Annotated in this window: 16 protein-coding genes and 1 tRNA gene; 6 read left to right on the top strand and 11 right to left on the bottom strand. The window is 71.1% G+C overall.

All coding sequences use genetic code 11. The features are described 5' to 3' along the window. Positions 1-28 precede the first annotated feature (28 nt). From priS to P1Y20_RS02620, 3 genes are all read left to right on the top strand, one after another. On the top strand, positions 29-1,210 hold the full coding sequence (priS, locus tag P1Y20_RS02630; RefSeq protein WP_304447101.1) for a DNA primase small subunit PriS: 1,182 nt from the start codon (positions 29-31) through the stop codon (positions 1,208-1,210). Next, positions 1,207-2,148: a hypothetical protein gene (locus P1Y20_RS02625; RefSeq protein ID WP_304447100.1), complete on the top strand. Its 942-nt coding sequence runs from the start codon at positions 1,207-1,209 to the stop codon at positions 2,146-2,148. The genes priS and P1Y20_RS02625 overlap by 4 nt, the downstream gene beginning before the upstream one ends. A gap of 175 nt (positions 2,149-2,323) precedes the next feature. Beyond that, on the top strand, positions 2,324-3,325 hold the full coding sequence (locus P1Y20_RS02620; RefSeq protein WP_304447099.1) for a lysylphosphatidylglycerol synthase domain-containing protein: 1,002 nt from the start codon (positions 2,324-2,326) through the stop codon (positions 3,323-3,325). Between the two features lie 206 nt (positions 3,326-3,531). On the opposite strand, the gene P1Y20_RS02615 is transcribed toward P1Y20_RS02620, so the two are convergent. Both P1Y20_RS02615 and P1Y20_RS02610 read right to left on the bottom strand, forming a co-directional pair. Beyond that, complete coding sequence (locus P1Y20_RS02615; protein WP_304447098.1) at positions 3,532-5,796, bottom strand: CDC48 family AAA ATPase; 2,265 nt, start codon at positions 5,794-5,796, stop codon at positions 3,532-3,534. Then, positions 5,793-6,041, bottom strand: coding sequence for a DUF7127 family protein (locus P1Y20_RS02610; protein ID WP_304447097.1), 249 nt, complete (start codon positions 6,039-6,041; stop codon positions 5,793-5,795). The genes P1Y20_RS02615 and P1Y20_RS02610 overlap by 4 nt, the downstream gene beginning before the upstream one ends. 180 nt (positions 6,042-6,221) lie before the next feature. Here P1Y20_RS02610 and P1Y20_RS02605 point away from each other — a divergent pair, with 180 nt between their 5' ends. Continuing rightward, the gene (locus P1Y20_RS02605) at positions 6,222-6,992 is read left to right on the top strand and encodes an alpha/beta fold hydrolase (RefSeq protein ID WP_304447096.1); all 771 of its coding nucleotides are present in this window, start codon (positions 6,222-6,224) and stop codon (positions 6,990-6,992) included. Here P1Y20_RS02605 and P1Y20_RS02600 read toward each other — a convergent pair. From P1Y20_RS02600 to panB, 4 genes are all read right to left on the bottom strand, one after another. Next, on the bottom strand, positions 6,989-7,747 hold the full coding sequence (locus tag P1Y20_RS02600) for a sulfite exporter TauE/SafE family protein (RefSeq protein ID WP_304447095.1): 759 nt from the start codon (positions 7,745-7,747) through the stop codon (positions 6,989-6,991). The two genes, P1Y20_RS02605 and P1Y20_RS02600, sit on opposite strands and share 4 nt — an antisense overlap. Before the next feature lie 9 nt (positions 7,748-7,756). After that, the gene (locus P1Y20_RS02595) at positions 7,757-9,037 is read right to left on the bottom strand and encodes an NRAMP family divalent metal transporter (protein WP_304447094.1); all 1,281 of its coding nucleotides are present in this window, start codon (positions 9,035-9,037) and stop codon (positions 7,757-7,759) included. A 183-nt stretch (positions 9,038-9,220) separates the two neighbouring features. Beyond that, on the bottom strand, positions 9,221-10,108 hold the full coding sequence (locus P1Y20_RS02590; RefSeq protein WP_304447093.1) for a DNA-3-methyladenine glycosylase family protein: 888 nt from the start codon (positions 10,106-10,108) through the stop codon (positions 9,221-9,223). 46 nt (positions 10,109-10,154) lie between these two features. After that, positions 10,155-10,967 (bottom strand): 3-methyl-2-oxobutanoate hydroxymethyltransferase, encoded by an 813-nt coding sequence (gene panB / locus P1Y20_RS02585; RefSeq protein WP_304447092.1) that lies wholly within the window; start codon positions 10,965-10,967, stop codon positions 10,155-10,157. Positions 10,968-11,059: 92 nt separating this feature from the next. Here panB and P1Y20_RS02580 point away from each other — a divergent pair, with 92 nt between their 5' ends. After that, entirely contained in the window at positions 11,060-11,341 is a 282-nt protein-coding gene (locus tag P1Y20_RS02580) for a DUF5822 domain-containing protein (RefSeq protein WP_304447091.1), read from the top strand. Between the two features lie 12 nt (positions 11,342-11,353). Here P1Y20_RS02580 and P1Y20_RS02575 read toward each other — a convergent pair whose 3' ends face one another. The 5 genes from P1Y20_RS02575 to P1Y20_RS02555 form a co-directional block, all read right to left on the bottom strand. Continuing rightward, entirely contained in the window at positions 11,354-11,890 is a 537-nt protein-coding gene (locus P1Y20_RS02575; RefSeq protein ID WP_304447090.1) for an HAD family hydrolase, read from the bottom strand. Between the two features lie 53 nt (positions 11,891-11,943). Beyond that, the gene (locus P1Y20_RS02570; protein WP_304447089.1) at positions 11,944-13,065 is read right to left on the bottom strand and encodes an acyl-CoA dehydrogenase family protein; all 1,122 of its coding nucleotides are present in this window, start codon (positions 13,063-13,065) and stop codon (positions 11,944-11,946) included. Between the two features lie 37 nt (positions 13,066-13,102). After that, positions 13,103-13,681: a hypothetical protein gene (locus P1Y20_RS02565; RefSeq protein ID WP_304447088.1), complete on the bottom strand. Its 579-nt coding sequence runs from the start codon at positions 13,679-13,681 to the stop codon at positions 13,103-13,105. 108 nt (positions 13,682-13,789) lie between these two features. Continuing rightward, positions 13,790-14,995, bottom strand: coding sequence for an alanyl-tRNA editing protein (locus P1Y20_RS02560; protein ID WP_304447087.1), 1,206 nt, complete (start codon positions 14,993-14,995; stop codon positions 13,790-13,792). A gap of 59 nt (positions 14,996-15,054) precedes the next feature. Further along, a complete protein-coding gene (locus tag P1Y20_RS02555; protein WP_304447086.1) occupies positions 15,055-15,591 on the bottom strand; it encodes a helix-turn-helix domain-containing protein in 537 nt (178 codons plus the stop codon). 123 nt (positions 15,592-15,714) lie between these two features. On the opposite strand from P1Y20_RS02555, the gene P1Y20_RS02550 reads away from it, so the two are divergent. Continuing rightward, positions 15,715-15,799, top strand: a tRNA-Leu gene (locus P1Y20_RS02550). Positions 15,800-15,821: the final 22 nt, after the last annotated feature.

The raw sequence follows: 15,821 nt of genomic DNA, 5'->3' as shown, positions 1-15,821 counted from the left end.
GGTCCAGCGCCCGGAGTACCACAGACGCATGAACGACCGGACGCGCGAGTACCTCCGGGGCCGGTTCGGCGACCACTACCGGCGGGTCTCGCTGACGCCACCGCCCGCGTACGAGGCGCGCGAGTGGGGGTACATCCCGTTCACGGCGGGGTCCGGGACGACGATGGTCCGGCACAACTCGCACATGGACCTCGGCGACCTCGACACGTTTCTCGCCCGCGAGCGTCCACGTCACGTCTACTTCTCGGCGGGTCGCTACGCCGACCCCGGCGCGCGCTCGATGGGGGAGAAGGGGTGGCGCGAGTCGGACCTCGTCTTCGACCTCGACGCCGACCACCTCCCCGGGGTCGACCCGGAGACGGACGCCTACGGCGAGATGCTCGCGACCTGCAAGGACGCCCTCGAGAAACTCCTCTCGTTTCTGGAGGACGACTTCGGGTTCGAGGACCTGACGGTCGTCTTCTCCGGCGGCCGCGGTTACCACGTTCACGTCCGCGACGAGGGCGTCAGGCGGCTCGACCGCGACCACCGGCGCGAGGTGGTCGACTACGTCCGCGGCCTCGGTCTCGAACACGTCGACGACCTCGCCCGGACCGAGACCGTGTCGGGCATCGGCGTGAAGAACCCCGTCGAGAAGCGTACCCTCCGCACCGACGGCGGCTGGGGACGGCGCGTCCACGCGCGGCTCGTCGCGCTGGCCGACGAGGTGCGCGCGCTCGACGAGGTGGCGGGCGTCGCCCGGCTCCGCGAGTTCGACGGCATCGGCGAGAAGGGGGCGACGACGCTCTACACCGCGATGACCGAGAACTACGACGAACTCGTCGCGGGGAACCTGGAGGCGGCTGGCCAGTACAGTCGGACGCTCGCCGACCGTCTGCTCGCGCGCGCCGTCGAAGCCGAGAACGCCCCCATCGACGAGCCCGTCACCACGGACATCAACCGGCTCATCCGGCTCCCGGGGAGCCTCCACGGGGGGAGCGGCCTCAGGGTGACGCGCATCGACCGGGACGCCCTCCCCGACTTCGATCCGCTCGTGGACGCCGTGCCGGAGACGTTCCGGAACCACGACATCACCGTCGAGGTCGACGAACCGCAGTCGGTGCGACTCGACGGGGAAACACATAAGATTGCGGACGGAAAACGGACCGTTCGAGAGTGCGTCGGCGTGCTCCTGATGGCGCGCGGCGACGCGGAGAAGGCGGCAGAATGAACCTCGACGAACTCCAGACGGCCCAGAGCCGTGAACGGCAGACCGACAGCCTCCAACAGCTCCGCGAGTCGTTCTACGAGGAGGCCGGGCGATTCATCCGCCAGCTCCGCGAGGAGCGCTCGCGCGCCGCCGAGCGTGCCGACGACCCCTTCGACGCCCCCGAAGTGCGACGGCTCACCGACGACATCAAGACCGCAGAGCGGACCGTCGAGGCCATCTACGAGCGCCGAATCGGCAAGCTGGTCAAACAGGCCAGCCTCGAAGCGGCGGGGATGGCCGCCGACGCCTCCGGACTCACCCGCGAGGAGGCGGCCGTCTTCGACCGACTCGTCGGTGCCATCGAGGAGAACCGCGCGCGCGTCCTCGACGACGTGCTCGGCGACGACCCGAGCGCGTCCGCCGAGGGCGACGCGCCGTCCGAGCCGACCGCTCCCGAGTCACCGGCGTCGGAGAGCGAACCAGCGGCTCCCGGGCCGGACGATGGCTCCCCGGAACGAACGCCGGGCGTGAGCGCCGCCGACCTGATGGGCGACGGCTCGCCGACGGACTCGGCGTCCGACGACGCGACGACGCCCGACCCGTCGCCGCCAGCGACCGAATCCCACGAGGAGCGGTCGGGAACGGGCGTCCCGCCCGACACGCCGCCGGAGCGCGCCGAGGCGGCGGCGCCGCTCCGCGAGTCGTCCGCGGAGACGACGGCCCCCTCAGTGTCCACTGACGGCGCCGAACGTACCGACGGCGAGGAGACCCCTCCCGAGGAGTCGTCGTCCGACGCACGAGCCGTCGAACGGACGACGCTCCGCATCACCGCCGACGTCGGCGAGATACTCGGCGTGGACGAGCGGGCCTACGACCTCCGGACGGACGACGTGGTGACCCTCCCGACGCCGAACGCCCAGCCGCTCCTCCAGCGCGACGCGGCCGAGCGCCTCGACTAGTGCGAACAGGCGACACCCACACACCCCGCCGACGGTCGTGTCGCGCTCCCGCGGCACGCCGGCGGTGACTCGTTACCACATGGCCGTCGCTGGTCGCCCGCTGGTAGATAAACTCCTGGAGCGCCGGCCCGATGGATTACGATGGTTTATTCTCCTCTCGAGAGGAGTCTCCGGCGTGCGACGGACTGTCCGGTTGGCGGTAGGACTCGTGCTCGGCGGTGGTGCGCTCGCGGCGTACCTCCTCCTCGTCGGGCCGGAGCGAGTCCTCGGACGCGCGGCGGCGGTGGCGCCGTGGGCCGTCGGTGTGGTTCTCGCGCTCGTCGTCGCGGAGGCGGCCGTCGACGGCGTCGGCGTCTGGGCGTCGGTGAAACCGCTCGGCGACGGCCTGACCGCGGGTCGGAGCGTGCAGTTCGCGTTCGCGGGCGACTTCTTCGACACGCTCAGCCCGGCCGGTCCGGTGAGTTCCGAGCCCATCATGGCCCGGTTCTTCAGCGTTGCGACGGCGACGACCTACAGCGAAGCGCTCGGCGTTCGCGGCGTCGCGAAGTACGTCAAGTCCGGCGCACAGCTGTTCGTCTCGACGGCCCTCGTCGGCGCGCTGGTCGCCGGCGGGGGGACGCCGCGGTCGGTGGGCGTCACGCTCGGGGGGGCGGCCGTCCTCCTCGTCCTCGTCGGCGGGGTTCTCGTGTACACGCGCGACCTGCTGTCGGGGTCGCTCGTCGTCGCCCTCACGCCGGTCGTCTCCCAACTCTCCGCGCTCCTCTCGGACGCCTCACACGGCAGGGAGACGGTGGCGGCCGCGCTCGACCGCTTCTGGATGCGGGTCCTGCACTTCAGGGGGGAGCCCGGGCTGCTCGGGCTCATCGCCCTCGGCGGCGTCCTCGAACAGGTGCTGACGGCCGGTGCCCTCTGGGTCGCCCTCGCCGGAACCGGCACGCCGGTCGCGCTCGTCCCCATCGTCGCCGTCATCCCGCTCCCGCGGGCCGCGAGCGTCCTCCCCGTCCCGGGGAGCCTGGGTGCCTACGACGCGCTCCTCGGCGGGGCGCTCGCACTGATGACCGGCGCGACCGCGGCCGGTGCCGCCGCCGCGGTGTTGATCGTCCGGACGTTCGAACTCGGCCTCTCGCTCGGCGCCGGCGGCGTGGCGACGAGCTTCCTCCGTGGGTGGCGGCCCTGACGAACGCGGTGACCCGTCCCCTTCTCGTCAGTCGGCGTCGAGAACGCCCGAAACGAACGGTGTATGGCAGAACAACGAGTGGCGAACGGCCGCGCCGCGGAGCGGCGCGGTTCGCCGCGAGCATCGTGATGCGGTACTCGCGGCCTTTTTAGGTAGTTCTTTCCGCCGAGCGGTGCCCCGAAGGGGTACCCGAGGCGTAAGAGGTCCTACTGGAACGTCCGGGAGACCTGCTCGCGGTCGGCGGCGGTCTCGCCGCTGGAGAAGCGCTCCTCGATGTCGTCGTAGCGCTCTCTGACCTCCTCGGTGACGCTCGCGTTGACCTCGTCGAGCGCGCGGTCGAAGTGCTCCATCGTGATGCGGACGTTGCCGAGCGACCCCTCGATGTCGTCGCGGTCGACGCTCGTGATGAGTTCGCGGGAGGCGATCATCGCCGCCTCGCGGCAGACCGCCTCGATGTCCGCGCCGACGTAGCCCTCGGTGCGCCGCGCGAGGCTGTCGAGGTCGACGTCGTCGGCCAGGGGCTTCTCGCGGGTGTGAACCGCGAAGATGGCCCGCCGGGCCTCCTCGTCGGGGACGGGTACGTGGACGTGCCGGTCGAGCCGACCGGGACGCATCAGCGCGCTGTCGATGAGGTCGGGGCGGTTGGTCGCCGCGACCACGACGACGTCCTCTAGCTCCTCGAGGCCGTCGAGTTCCGTGAGCAGTTGGGAGACGACGCGCTCGCCGACGCCCGAGTCACTCATGTTGCGCCCGCGCTGGCCCGCGATGGAGTCGATCTCGTCGAAGAACACCACGGTGGGTGCGTTCGACCTGGCCTTCTCGAAGACGTCGCGGACGCCCTTCTCGGACTCGCCGACGTACTTGTTGAGCAACTCCGGCCCCTTGATGGAGATGAAGTTGCTCTGGGACTCGTTGGCGACGGCCTTCGCCATGAGCGTCTTGCCGGTCCCCGGCGGGCCGTACAGCAGGACGCCCTTCGCGGCCTCCATGTCGAGCGCCTCGAACACCTCGGGGTAGTCGAGGGGCCACTGGATGGTCTCGCGGAGGCGCTCCTTGGTGTCCTCCAGGCCGCCGACGTCGCCCCAGGTGATGTCGGGCACCTCGACGAACACCTCCCGGAGCGCGGAGGGCTGGATGCCCTTCAGCGCGCCGCGGAAGTCGTCCTCGGTGACGCGCAGGGCCTCGAGCACCTCGGCGTCTATCTCGTCGGTCTCGAGGTCGAGTTCGGGGCGGATGCGCCGCAGGGCGTTCATCGCCGCCTCCTTCGCCAGCGATTCGAGGTCGGCGCCGACGAAGCCGTGGGTGTTCTCGGCGTAGACGTCGAGGTCGACGTCGTCTTCCAGCGGCATCCCGCGGGTGTGGACCTGCAGGATCTCCTTGCGCCCGCCCTTGTCCGGGACGCCGATCTCGATCTCGCGGTCGAAGCGCCCGCCGCGCCGGAGCGCGGGGTCGAGCGCGTCGAGGCGGTTGGTCGCGCCGATGACGGTGACCTGTCCGCGTTCCTCTAAGCCGTCCATCAGCGAGAGCAACTGGGCGACGACGCGTCGCTCGACGTCGCCGCTGGTCTCGCCACGCTTGGGGGCGATGGAGTCGAGTTCGTCGATGAAGACGATGGCCGGGGCGTTCTCGGACGCCTCCTCGAACACCTCGCGCAGTTGTTCCTCCGATTCGCCGTAGTACTTCGACATGATCTCCGGCCCGGAGATGTCGGTGAAGTAGGCGTCTATCTCGCTGGCGACGGCCTTCGCCATGAGCGTCTTGCCGGTGCCGGGCGGGCCGTGGAGCAGCACGCCCTTGGGCGGCTCGATGCCGAGCTGTCGGAACAGCTCGGGGTGGCGCATCGGCAGTTCGATCATCTCGCGGACCTGTTCGAGTTCGTCGTCGAGGCCGCCGATGTCCTCGTAGTTGACGCTCGGCGAGCCGCCGTCACCCGAACTCGGCTCGGAGACGATCTGCTCGGCGGGCTTCTCGCTCACCTCGACCTCCGTCGAGTCGGTGACGACGACGGTGCCGCTGGGCGCGGTGTCGGCTATCTTCAGCGGGATGCGCTGACCCGACATCGACGAGAGGGGGCCGAACCCGAGCGAGAACGGGACCGTCTGGCCCTCCGTGATGGCCTGGCCGCTCAGCTTGTCGCGGATGTGCCCCCCGATGTTCCCCCGGATGCGGAGGTTCTGCGGGAGCGCCACGGTGACCGAGGTGGCGGGCTTGACGTCCGCCTTCTCGACCTCGACGGCGTCGTCGATGCCGACGCCGGCCTCCTGGCGGAGGCGGCCGTCGATGCGGATGACGCCGTTGCCCTCGTCCTCAGGGTAGCCCGGCCAGACCCGGGCGACGGCGCGCCCCTCACCGCCGCTGATGAGGATGTAGTCGCCGTTCTCCAGGTCGAGCGAGCCCATGGCGCTGCGGTCGATGGCTGCCAGCCCCCGTCCGGCGTCCTTCTGTTTCAGTGGTTTGACAGTGAGTTTCATGCTCTCACCTCGACGGTGACGACGCCGTTTTTGATAAACGCTTGTGCGTCCCCGTCGGGAAGGTCGAACTCGAACTGTCGGGAGTCGTGCGCGTCGCTCGCGACGACGACGATGGCCGTCCCGTCGACGACGTCCACGTCGACGTCGCGGCCGTCACCGAGGTCGGCGGCGAACACGACCGCGTCGTCGTAGTCGTACCGGCGAACCGGGCTATCCTCCGCGACGAACCGTTGCTCGTGACTCATTACTAACTCGTAGTTAGTCAGTTTGCTATTTAAACCTTTCGCAGGAGAATCAACAGAGGGCGGCGGGTACAGAGGATACCGGTAGTATTGTGGTTCACGCTTTACTGACCTCGTCGAGGGTCGTCGAACGGCGGCGGTTCGAGCGCCCCGTTTTATCCCCTCGGTCCCCGCAGGGTGGCCATGAGTCACGAGACGGTCACCCACCACGGCCGGACGACGAGCTATCGCCGCACGGCGTTCGGCGAGGGCCCGACGACGCTCTACGTCCACGGGAGCGGCGGGTCACACGAGGTGTGGGTCGGCCAGTACGGCTGGCGCGACCACCCCGGGCCGGCCGTCGCGCTCGACCTGAGCGGCCACGGCGAGAGCGACGACGTGGCGACGCCCGCCGGCCCCGAGACGCTCGCCGCCTACGCCGCGGACGTCGTCGCGGTCGCCCGCGAGACGGACGCCGACGTGCTCGTGGGCAACTCCCTCGGGGGTGCGGTCGTCCTGCACGTCGCGCTCTCGACGTCGCTCTCCCCCTCGGCGCTGGTGCTCTGTGGCACGGGCGCGAAACTGGCCGTCGACGAGTCGTTGAAGGACCTCCTCGCGGACGACTTCGAACGCGCCGTCGAGACGCTCCACGGCGAGGACCTGCTCTTTCACGACGCCGACGCGGGGACGCGCGAGCGGTCGATGGACGCCATGCGCGAGACGGGACGACGCGTCACCGAACGGGACTTCCGCACCTGCGACGCGTTCGACGTCAGGGGCGAGCTCGATGGGTTGACCGTTCCCTGTCTCGCGATTACGGGCGAGCACGACCGGCTCACCCCCGTCGCGTTCCACGAGTTCCTCGTCGAGCGCCTCCCGACCTGCGACCTCGCGGTGGTCGAGGACGCCGCCCACCTCTCGATGGTCGAGCGCCCGGGCGCGTGGAACGACCGCCTGGCGTCGTTCCTCGACTAGGCGAACGCGAGGTACGGCCCCAGGAGGACGAGGACGGCCGCCAGCGCGCGCTTCAGGCGGACGGTGTCGACGCTGTGGGCGAGCCGCCAGCCGGCGAGCGCCCCCACCAGTTCCGGCACGCCGACGAGCAGCGCGAGCGTCGGCGAGACCGCCCCCTGGGCGAGGTAGCCCGCCGTCGCCATCCCGGCGATGAACACCGACTGCACCTGCGCGACGGCCACCGCCGCGAGCATGGGCGCGCCGAGCGCCACCAGCAGGGGAACGGCGAGTACCGGCCCCCCCACCCCGAGCATCCCGCTCGCGGTCCCGACGCCGAAGCCGACGAGGGTGACGGCGACGGTCCCGGGTGGGTCGCGCGCGCCGCTCCCGGCACGGGTGCGCCACCAGACGAGCAGGCCCGAGAGCGTGACGACGACGCCGAGCAACGCGCCGAACGACGCCGACGTGAGGCGGGCGTTGAGCCACACCCCGAGCAGCGCGCCGACGACGCCGGTCACGCTCAGGACGACCGCGTCCCGGCGGCCGGCGCGGGCCGCCAGTTCACCCGACCGGACGTAGGTCGCCACGCCGAGCAGGCCCGTCGCGACGAACGTCGCGCTCGCGGTGCCGGCGACGGTCGCCGGGTCGGTCGCGGTCAGCGCGAACAGCGCGGCTGTCACGAGGATGCCACCGGGGCCGATGGCGGTGATGCCGATACCGCCGACGAAGGCGACGACGACGAGGACGGCCGCGGTGGCGGGGTCGAGCGCGAACACGAGTCGTGTTCAGAAGCTCCCGGACAAGATTGCTCCGAAGACGTCGCCCGCGGAGGAGACCGCGAGGAACACCGAGAGGATAACGAGCGATACGTTGACCGCGTTGATGCCCAGTCCGTTGCGGTGCTCGCCCATCGTCTCCCGGTCGTTGACGGCCCAGAACAGCAACAGGGCGGTCAGCGGCAGGCCGACGACGCCGTTGTACGCCGGGAACAGGATGATCATGTCGACGACGCTCAGCCCGAAGACGGCGTGGACGAGCGGCGAGAGGCTCCCGACGGCGACGAGGCCGGCGTAGAGCAGTTTGAACTGCCGGTCGTCCGCCTTCACGTCGTAGCCGAGCGCCTGCGGAATCATGTACGCGGGCGTCCACATGATGGGGACGATGCTGTTGAACGCCGCCGCCAGCGCGCCGACGAGGAACAGCACGAGCGCCCACCCGCCGAGGACCTCCGCGAGCGCCCGCCCCGGCGTGATGAACGTGTCCAGTTCGGTGACGCCGGCCGGCCGGAGGACCGCCGCCGTCGCGATGACGATGGCGATGGTCGTCAGGCCGCCGACGACGTAGCCCATCCCCAGGTCGCGGCGCATGGTCCCGACCGCGCTCTCGTCCGACCAGCCCTTCTGTCGGACGAGGATGGACTCGAGGAAGAAGTTCGGCCACAGCGCCGTCGTCCCGATGATGGCCGCGACGAGCGTCAGCGCGCCGGCGTCGGGCACCGACGGGACGAACCCGGTCGCCACGTCGGCGACTTCGGGACCGCTCGCGCCCGCGACGACGACGTAGGCGGCCAGCAGGCCGAACATCATCAGCGTCATGACGCGCTCGATGGCGTCGTAGCCGAGGATGCCGGTGACGATAGCTGCCCCGCCGACGACGAGGGCGAGCGGTTGCCACCCCACCGCGCCGCCCGAGAGTACCTCGATACCCTTCCCGACGGCGGCGGTCAGTTCCAGACACCACGCGACGCACCCGACCGTCAGCAGTAACGCGATGGCCGTCGCGCCCGCCCGTCCGAGTTTCCTGCGGGCGAACACCATCAGCGGTTCGCCGAAGATGCCGAGTCGCGCGCTCATGTCCTGCGCCATGAACCCGAACAGCACCGCACCCGCCGCCGCCCACAGGAGGGCGTAGCCGTACCGGACGCCCGCGGAACTCGCGATGAACACGGACCCCGAACCGAAGTAGCTCGCGACCATCACGAACCCGAGCCCGTACTCGTCGAAGAATTTCTGTATCGATGCACCGACCGCCGAACCAGTAACAGCTGTCGTTTCGTCTGTTGCCATTGAGGTCTCTCGTCAACACGTCGAACTCGCTCGGGACGCCACCAGCCGCTCCGAAATCAGTTACACACCGCTCGCTTCACCCTTCACCTGACGTGCTCGCGGACGACGGATGTAAGCTGGGCTTGCACGTGCTGCTTGCCGGGGACGGGTCGTATATACGTGCGAGACGGCGAGCGACGGCCGTCAGTGTTCGAGCAGGTCGCCGTTCTCGCCGGCGGCGACCTGGAGGTAGTGTGCCCAGTAGCCGGCCAGCGGCCCGTAGCGGTCACTGAGCCGGCGCAGGTCGTCGTCGCTCGCCGGCGCGTCGAGGCCGTAGCGGGCCGTCACCGCCGTCCGGAGGCGGTACTCGTCGGCGGGCGTGTACTCCATGCGGCCGAACCCGCGCAGCGTGACGAACTCGGCCGCCCACGGGCCGAACCCCCACACCTCCTCCAGGCGGCCGCGGAGCGCGAGCGTGTCGAGCGCCGACAGCGGTTCGTCGGCGAACGCCGCCGCCGCCGCGAGGAGCGTCCGGACGGCGTGGTCGTCGTCGAGGGCGACCCGGAGCGCGTCTGCCCGGCGGAGCACCCGCTCGGGGGTGGGAAAGAGCGCGACACGGCCGTCGGCGCGCTCGACGTACCCGCCGCAGGTCTCGACGAGCGCCCGTTTCCGTTCGCGGGCGACGGCCGTCGGCGTCCGCCGGGAGAGCGCGGCCCAGCAGGCCGCCTCGAACGGCGTCGGGAACCGGACGTGGTGGAGGCCGTAGAGCGTCTCGACGACCGGCGAGAACGTCGGGTCGTCGCGCGCGGCGGCGTACAGGGGACCGAGGTCGTCGGAGAGCGAGAGGAACGCCGCGAGGTGGTCGCCGACGGCGATGTCGGGTCCCTCGGCGTCGAGCCACTCGACGTCCACGTCGAGCGTCGCCGGCACCTCGCCGGCCCGGACGGTCGCCACGAAGGCGTCGTCGTCGACGTAGCCGCCGGTGACGAGCCGGTCGCCGGCCGCGACGTGGTCGTCGCGACAGGGGTCCAATCCAGCCAGGAACGCGACCGACTGGGAGAAATCGAACGGAGCGACCGCCTCGAGGAGCATGGGCAGTCGACGGGAGGGGAGGTGATAAAAGCGTGCCCGCCGGGCGTCAGTAGAGGCTGTCGAGGTCCTCCTCGACGTGGCTGTGTTCCGGGGCGGGGAAGGTGCCGTCCTCGACGGCCGTCACGTAGTCGTCGACCGCCCGTTCCATCTCGCCGCGGACGTCGCCGAAGCGCGTCGCGAACGGCGGAACCCACTCCGAGAGGCCGACGGCGTCGTGGAAGACGAGCACCTGTCCGTCGCAGTCGGGGCCGGCCCCGATGCCGATGGTCGGGACGTCGAGTTCGTCGGTGACGTGCGCCGCGAGGTTCGCGGGGACGTGTTCGAGGACGAGCGAGAACGCCCCCGCCTCCTCGTGGGCGCGGGCGAGGTCGACGATGGCGTTCGCGTCCTCCTCGCTCGTCCCCTGTCGGGTGTAGCCGCCGAGTTCGTTCACCCGCTGGGGCGTCAGGCCGAGGTGGGCCATCACGGGGATACCGAGTTCGACGAGGCGCTCGGTGAGCGAGACGGTGTGGGCACCCGATTCGAGTTTCACGGCGTCCGCGTTCGCCTCCTTCAGCATCCGCCCGGCGTTGCGGACGCTCTCGGCCTCGTCGACGCCGAACGAGAGGAAGGGCAGGTCCGCGACGACGAGGGCGTCCTCGACGGCGCGGGTGACGGCCGCCGTGTGGCTGGCTATCTGGTCGACGGTCACCGGGAGCGTCGAGTCGTGGCCGAGGACGGCGTTACCCACGCTATCCCCGACGAGGATGACGTCGACGCCGGCCTCGTCGACGATGCGCGCGGTCGGCGCGTCGTAGGCCGTCAGCATCGTTATCGGCTCGACGCCGGCCTTCCCGCGGAGGTCGGTGACGGTGGTCATGGGTGAGATGCGACTGCCGACGAGCAAAGCCTGTTCGGTGTCGCTCGGTCGGGAACGAACCGTTGATACCGGCGCGCGACCGATTCGGGGACGTGGCGCCCCACGTCGAGTACACGGACCCCGAGGGCATCGACTACGGCTGGGTGATGCAGACGACGTTCGTCCTCACCATCGTCGTCGGCGCACCGGTCGTCGCCGCCCTCTCGCTGCTCTCGCCGCCCCTCGAGACGTGGGGCCAGCGCGCCGAGTTCGCCGTCCGCGTCGGCGCCGTCGTCTGGCTCTGCGTCGCCGTCGGCGTCTTCCTCTACGCTCGCCGGACGCAGGCTGGAGCCGAGGAGACGGACGGCGACCGTCCGGACTCCGACGCGGACTGAGTCGCCGCCCGCTCAGACGTACCGGAACGCCGTGCCGGCCCGCTCCGCGGTCACCTCGTCGCGCTCGGAGTCGCCGACGAACAGCGACCGTTCGGGCGTCGTCCCCAGCGCCTCGACGGCCGTCAGGAGGGGTTCGGGGTGCGGTTTCTTCGTCGCGACGCTGTCGCGACCCACGACGGCGTCGACGTGTGCATCGAGGTCGTGGACCTCGAGCGCGATGCGGCAGGCCGCCTCGCAGTTGAGCGAGCAGACCGCGACGGGGACGTCGTGGGGGAGGGCGTCGGCGAACGGGAGACGCCTGGACTCGCGGGCGCCGCGGCGCTCGTGGGCGGCGATGACCCCCTCGACGGCCGCCTCGTGCTCCGTCTCCCCCGCGCGTTCGAGCATCCCCCAGAGGTCGGGGTCCGCGACGCGGACGCCGCGCGCTTCGAGCGCCGCCTCGACCTCGCGCGCGACGACGTCCCACTCGACCGCGAGGTGGACGAGCGTCCCGTCGAGGTCGTAGACGACCGCCTCGTACTCCTCGGTCCCCGGTTCGTAGCGTGTCACGACGTTCGGTACGACCGGCAGGTAGAAATGTGACCCGAAGGTCGCCGCCGGCCTCAGTCGAGCAGGCTCCGCGCGATGACGGTCTGCTGTATCTGCGTCGTCCCCTCGTAGATGGTCGTTATCTTGGCGTCGCGGTAGAGGCGCTCGACGTCGAACTCGGTGGTGTAGCCGTAGCCGCCGTGGAGCTGGACGGCCTCGTTGGTCACGTCCATCGCCCCCTCGCTGGCGACGTACTTGGCGACGCTCGCCGCCCGCGGGAAGTCGGCGGTCCCCGCGGCCTTCTTGCGCGCCGCCTCGCGCGTGAGCAGGCGCCCCGACTCGACGGTGGTGTACATGTCGGCGAGTTTGTGCCGGACGGCCTGTATCGCGGAGAGGGGCTCCCCGAACTGCTCGCGCTCCCGTGTGTAGTCGATGGCGCGGTCGAGGGCGTCCTGCGCGAGGCCGACCGACTGGGCGGCGATACCGATGCGCCCGCCGGTGAGGATGGAGAGCGCGGCCGACAGCCCCCGCCCCTCGGACGTGAGGCGGTAGCGTTCGGGGACGCGCACGCCGTCGAAGGAAACGCTCGTCGTGTCGCTCGCACGCAGGCCGAGTTTGTCCTCGCGCGGACCGACGGTGAGGCCATCGGCGTCGCCCGGGACGAGGAACTGCGTGATTTCGCCGGGGGCGGTCTTCGCGAAGACGACGTAGACGCCCGCGCGTTCGCCGTTCGTTATCCACTGCTTGTCGCCGTCGATGACGTACCCGTCCCCGTCGCGCTCGGCGCGCGTCGTCATCTCCGCCGGGTTCGACCCCGCGCCGGGTTCCGAGAGGCAGAACGCCCCGACGGGTCGCCCCGAGACCATCTCGGGGAGCCACTCCTCGCGCACCGACTCGTCGCCGAACTCCGCGATGCAGGAGGTGGCGAGGCAGTGGACCGACAGCGCCGTCGCCACGGCGAGCGTCCCGTAGGCCACCTCCTCGTTGACCACCGCGTAGGTGACCGGGTCGGCGTCGAAGCCGCCGTACTCCTCGGGGACCGTCAGCGCCGTCAGGTCCAGTTCGGCGAGGCCGTCCCAGACGTCCTCCGGGAAGCGCTCCTCGGCGTCGCACTCGCGTGCGACCGGCTGTATCTCCTCGACCGCGAACTCGCGGACGACCTCCCGGATGGCCTCCTGCTCGGCCGTGAGTGTCATACGCCACCCTTCGGGGGCGCCGGCAAAAGATGCGCGCTTATCGCTCCGGTTCGGCCGTCAGGTCGACCGCCTCGACGCGCTCGCCACCGGGGCCGTACGTCTCGACGGTCACCGCGACCCGTTCGGGGGGCGTCCCCTCGTGGGGGACGCGCACGAACAGGTGGTCGAGGACGAACGCGGCACCACCTCCCTGCCCGGCGTCGAGTCGGACGCGGGCCGTCGGCGGCGTCGCCCCGGTGTCGAGGGCGGCGAGCGACGTCTCGACGCCGGTGTTCGAGTGGCGGCGCTGGACGACCAGCACCGACGCGCTCGCGTAGTCGGTGTCGCGCACGAGGTCGGTCGCCGCCGCCGCGCCGTCGAACTCGCTCGCGTACGCCTCGTCGAACCGCGCCGCGTCCCCGGGGGTAACGAACAGCGTCGCCGCCCCGTCGGACGTCGGACCCGCGTACCGAAGACCGCCCTCGACGACCGCCTCGCCCTCCCGCCCGCCGGTCTGTCGCAGGACGACCCACTCGGCGTCGGTCCCGTCCCTCGTGCGGTCGGCCGAGGCGTCGAGACAGCCGGCGAGTCCCACGAGGATGCTCCCCGAGAGCGAGAGGAGGGTTCGTCGTCGCATGCGGGACCCTCCGTCCGTCGGGGCATAAGCGAGTGGGAGGCTCAAACGGCGGCTGAACGACGTGGGAAGACGTGCCGACCCGAGACTGGACGACGCTCCGCCCCGAGACTACTCCCCGCGCAGGAACGCCACGACCGTCTCGTTCTCGGCGCCGAGGCCGCCGCCCTGTGCGACGGTCGGACTGCCGCCCCCGCCGCCGCCGAACTCGTCGGTCACCGCGTCGACGACGTCGCCCGCCTCGGGGTCGCCGCCGGTCGCCACGGCGAGCGACGACCCGTTGACCAGCGCCGCCACGTCCACCCCGTCACCCACGAGCGCCTGTGCGCGGTCGGCGAGGCCGTTCGCGTCCAGTCCTTCGACGTCGCCGACCAGCCACGTCCGGCCGTCGCGCTCGACGGTCTCCTCCCTGAGGTCGGCGATGCGCACGTCGACGAGGCGCTCGCGCAGGTCGGCGCGGTCGGCGGCGAGCGCGTCGCGCTCCTCGCGCAGGCGGTCGGCCTCGGCGGGGAGGTCGGTGACGTTCGTCCCGAGTGTTCGAGCGGCGTCGAGGGCGGCGCGCTTCTCCGCCGCCCGGCGCTCGATGCCCGCCTCGCCGACCCCGAACTCGACGCGAGTGAGGCCCTCGCCGGGGTTCGACCGACCGAGGACGGTGACGGGGCCGAGTTCACGGGTGTTCGAGACGTGGGTACCGCCGCAGGCAGCCGCGTCCCACACCTCGTTCCCGTTCCCTCGACCGACGGTGACGATGCGGACCGTGTCGCCCGCGATACCCTCCTCTGTCTTGGTGTTGAACGCGACGGCCTCGTCCGAGAGCGCCTCCTCGCGGGGGCGCTCCTCCCACGTCACCGGTCGGGACTCCCAGACCGCACGGTTGACGAGGCGCTCCAGGTCGACGAGCGTCCCGTCGTCGATGTCGGTCGTCGTCGAGAAGTCGACGCGTACCTTCCCCTCGGTGATGCCGAAGCCGCCGTAGCCGAGGTCCGAGAGGAGCCGCCGACCCGCGCCGTAGAGGACGTGACTGGCCGTGTGCGCGCGCATGCAGTACGTGCGGAACGCCTCGTCGACCACCCCCTCGACGGTCGCGCCCTGCTCGACCGCTCCCGCGTCGTCCTCCGCGAGGGTGTGGACCACCTCGCCGTCGCGTTGCTGGACGTCGACGACGCGCGCGCCGGCGATGGTCCCCCGGTCGGCGGGTTGGCCCCCGCCCTCGGGGTAGAAGTACGTCGAGTCGAGGACGACCTCGCGGCCGTCGCGCGAGGCGACCGTCGCCTCGAAGCGGGTCGTGTAGGGGTCTCGTGCGGCGTGGGAACTCATCGCTTACGAGGGCGACCGGCGAGCGCAAAAACCTCTCGAAGCCGGTGCGCCGCCCCGCGCTACTCCCCCTCGGTGAGCTGGACGCTCAGGCGCTCCTCGAGTGCGGTGATGAGCGACCCGCCCACCTCCGCGCTGTTGGCGCGGCCCTGTTCGACGGCGACGACGTCCGCCTCGCGCGCGCCGAGTTCGCCGGCGAGTTCCGCCGTCGTGAGGCCGGCCTCCTCTCGCGCCTCGACCACCCGGTCGCCGTAGCCGCGGGTCAGGTAGGGCAGCGGGTCGTCCTCGTAGTCCGTCCCCTCCTCCCAGCGCTGGCCGTCGCCCTTCCGGGCGTCGGCGAGCCGTGCCGCGTTCCGGACCGCCCGGAGCTTGCGGTCCTCCTCGCCGGAGGGACCGCCCTGCGAACGCCCGCCGCCCCCGCCGCCCCCGTCGCTGCCGCTCTTGGAACCGCCCTCGCTGCCGTGGCGGCGACAGTCCGAACAGACCTGCAGGACCGCGCCGGCGACCGTCGCGGACTGGAGCGACACGCCCTCCGCACCGCAGAGCTCGCACGCGTCGCTCTCGCCCGAGCGGACGCCGCCGGTCGAGTATTTCGCCATACCTACCCTAGCGAGTTCTCCGTATTGAAACACCCGCTTGCTGACGTATCACACCCGAAGCGCCAAACGGAAGCGCTTTTATTACCCGACTGAATACGAACGAGTGCGTACGAGACACAGCGTGCGTGGGTAGCCAAGCCAGGCCAACGGCGCAGCGTTGAGGGCGCTGTCCTGTAGAGGTCCGCCGGTTCAAATCCGGTCCCACGCACTGATGGGACCCACCGTCCCGA

The organism is Halomarina ordinaria, assembly GCF_030553305.1.
GTDB classification, from domain to species: domain Archaea; phylum Halobacteriota; class Halobacteria; order Halobacteriales; family Haloarculaceae; genus Halomarina; species Halomarina ordinaria.
The sequence above is the reverse complement of the archived record's forward strand: the minus strand, read 5'-3'. Positions and strand labels throughout refer to the sequence as shown.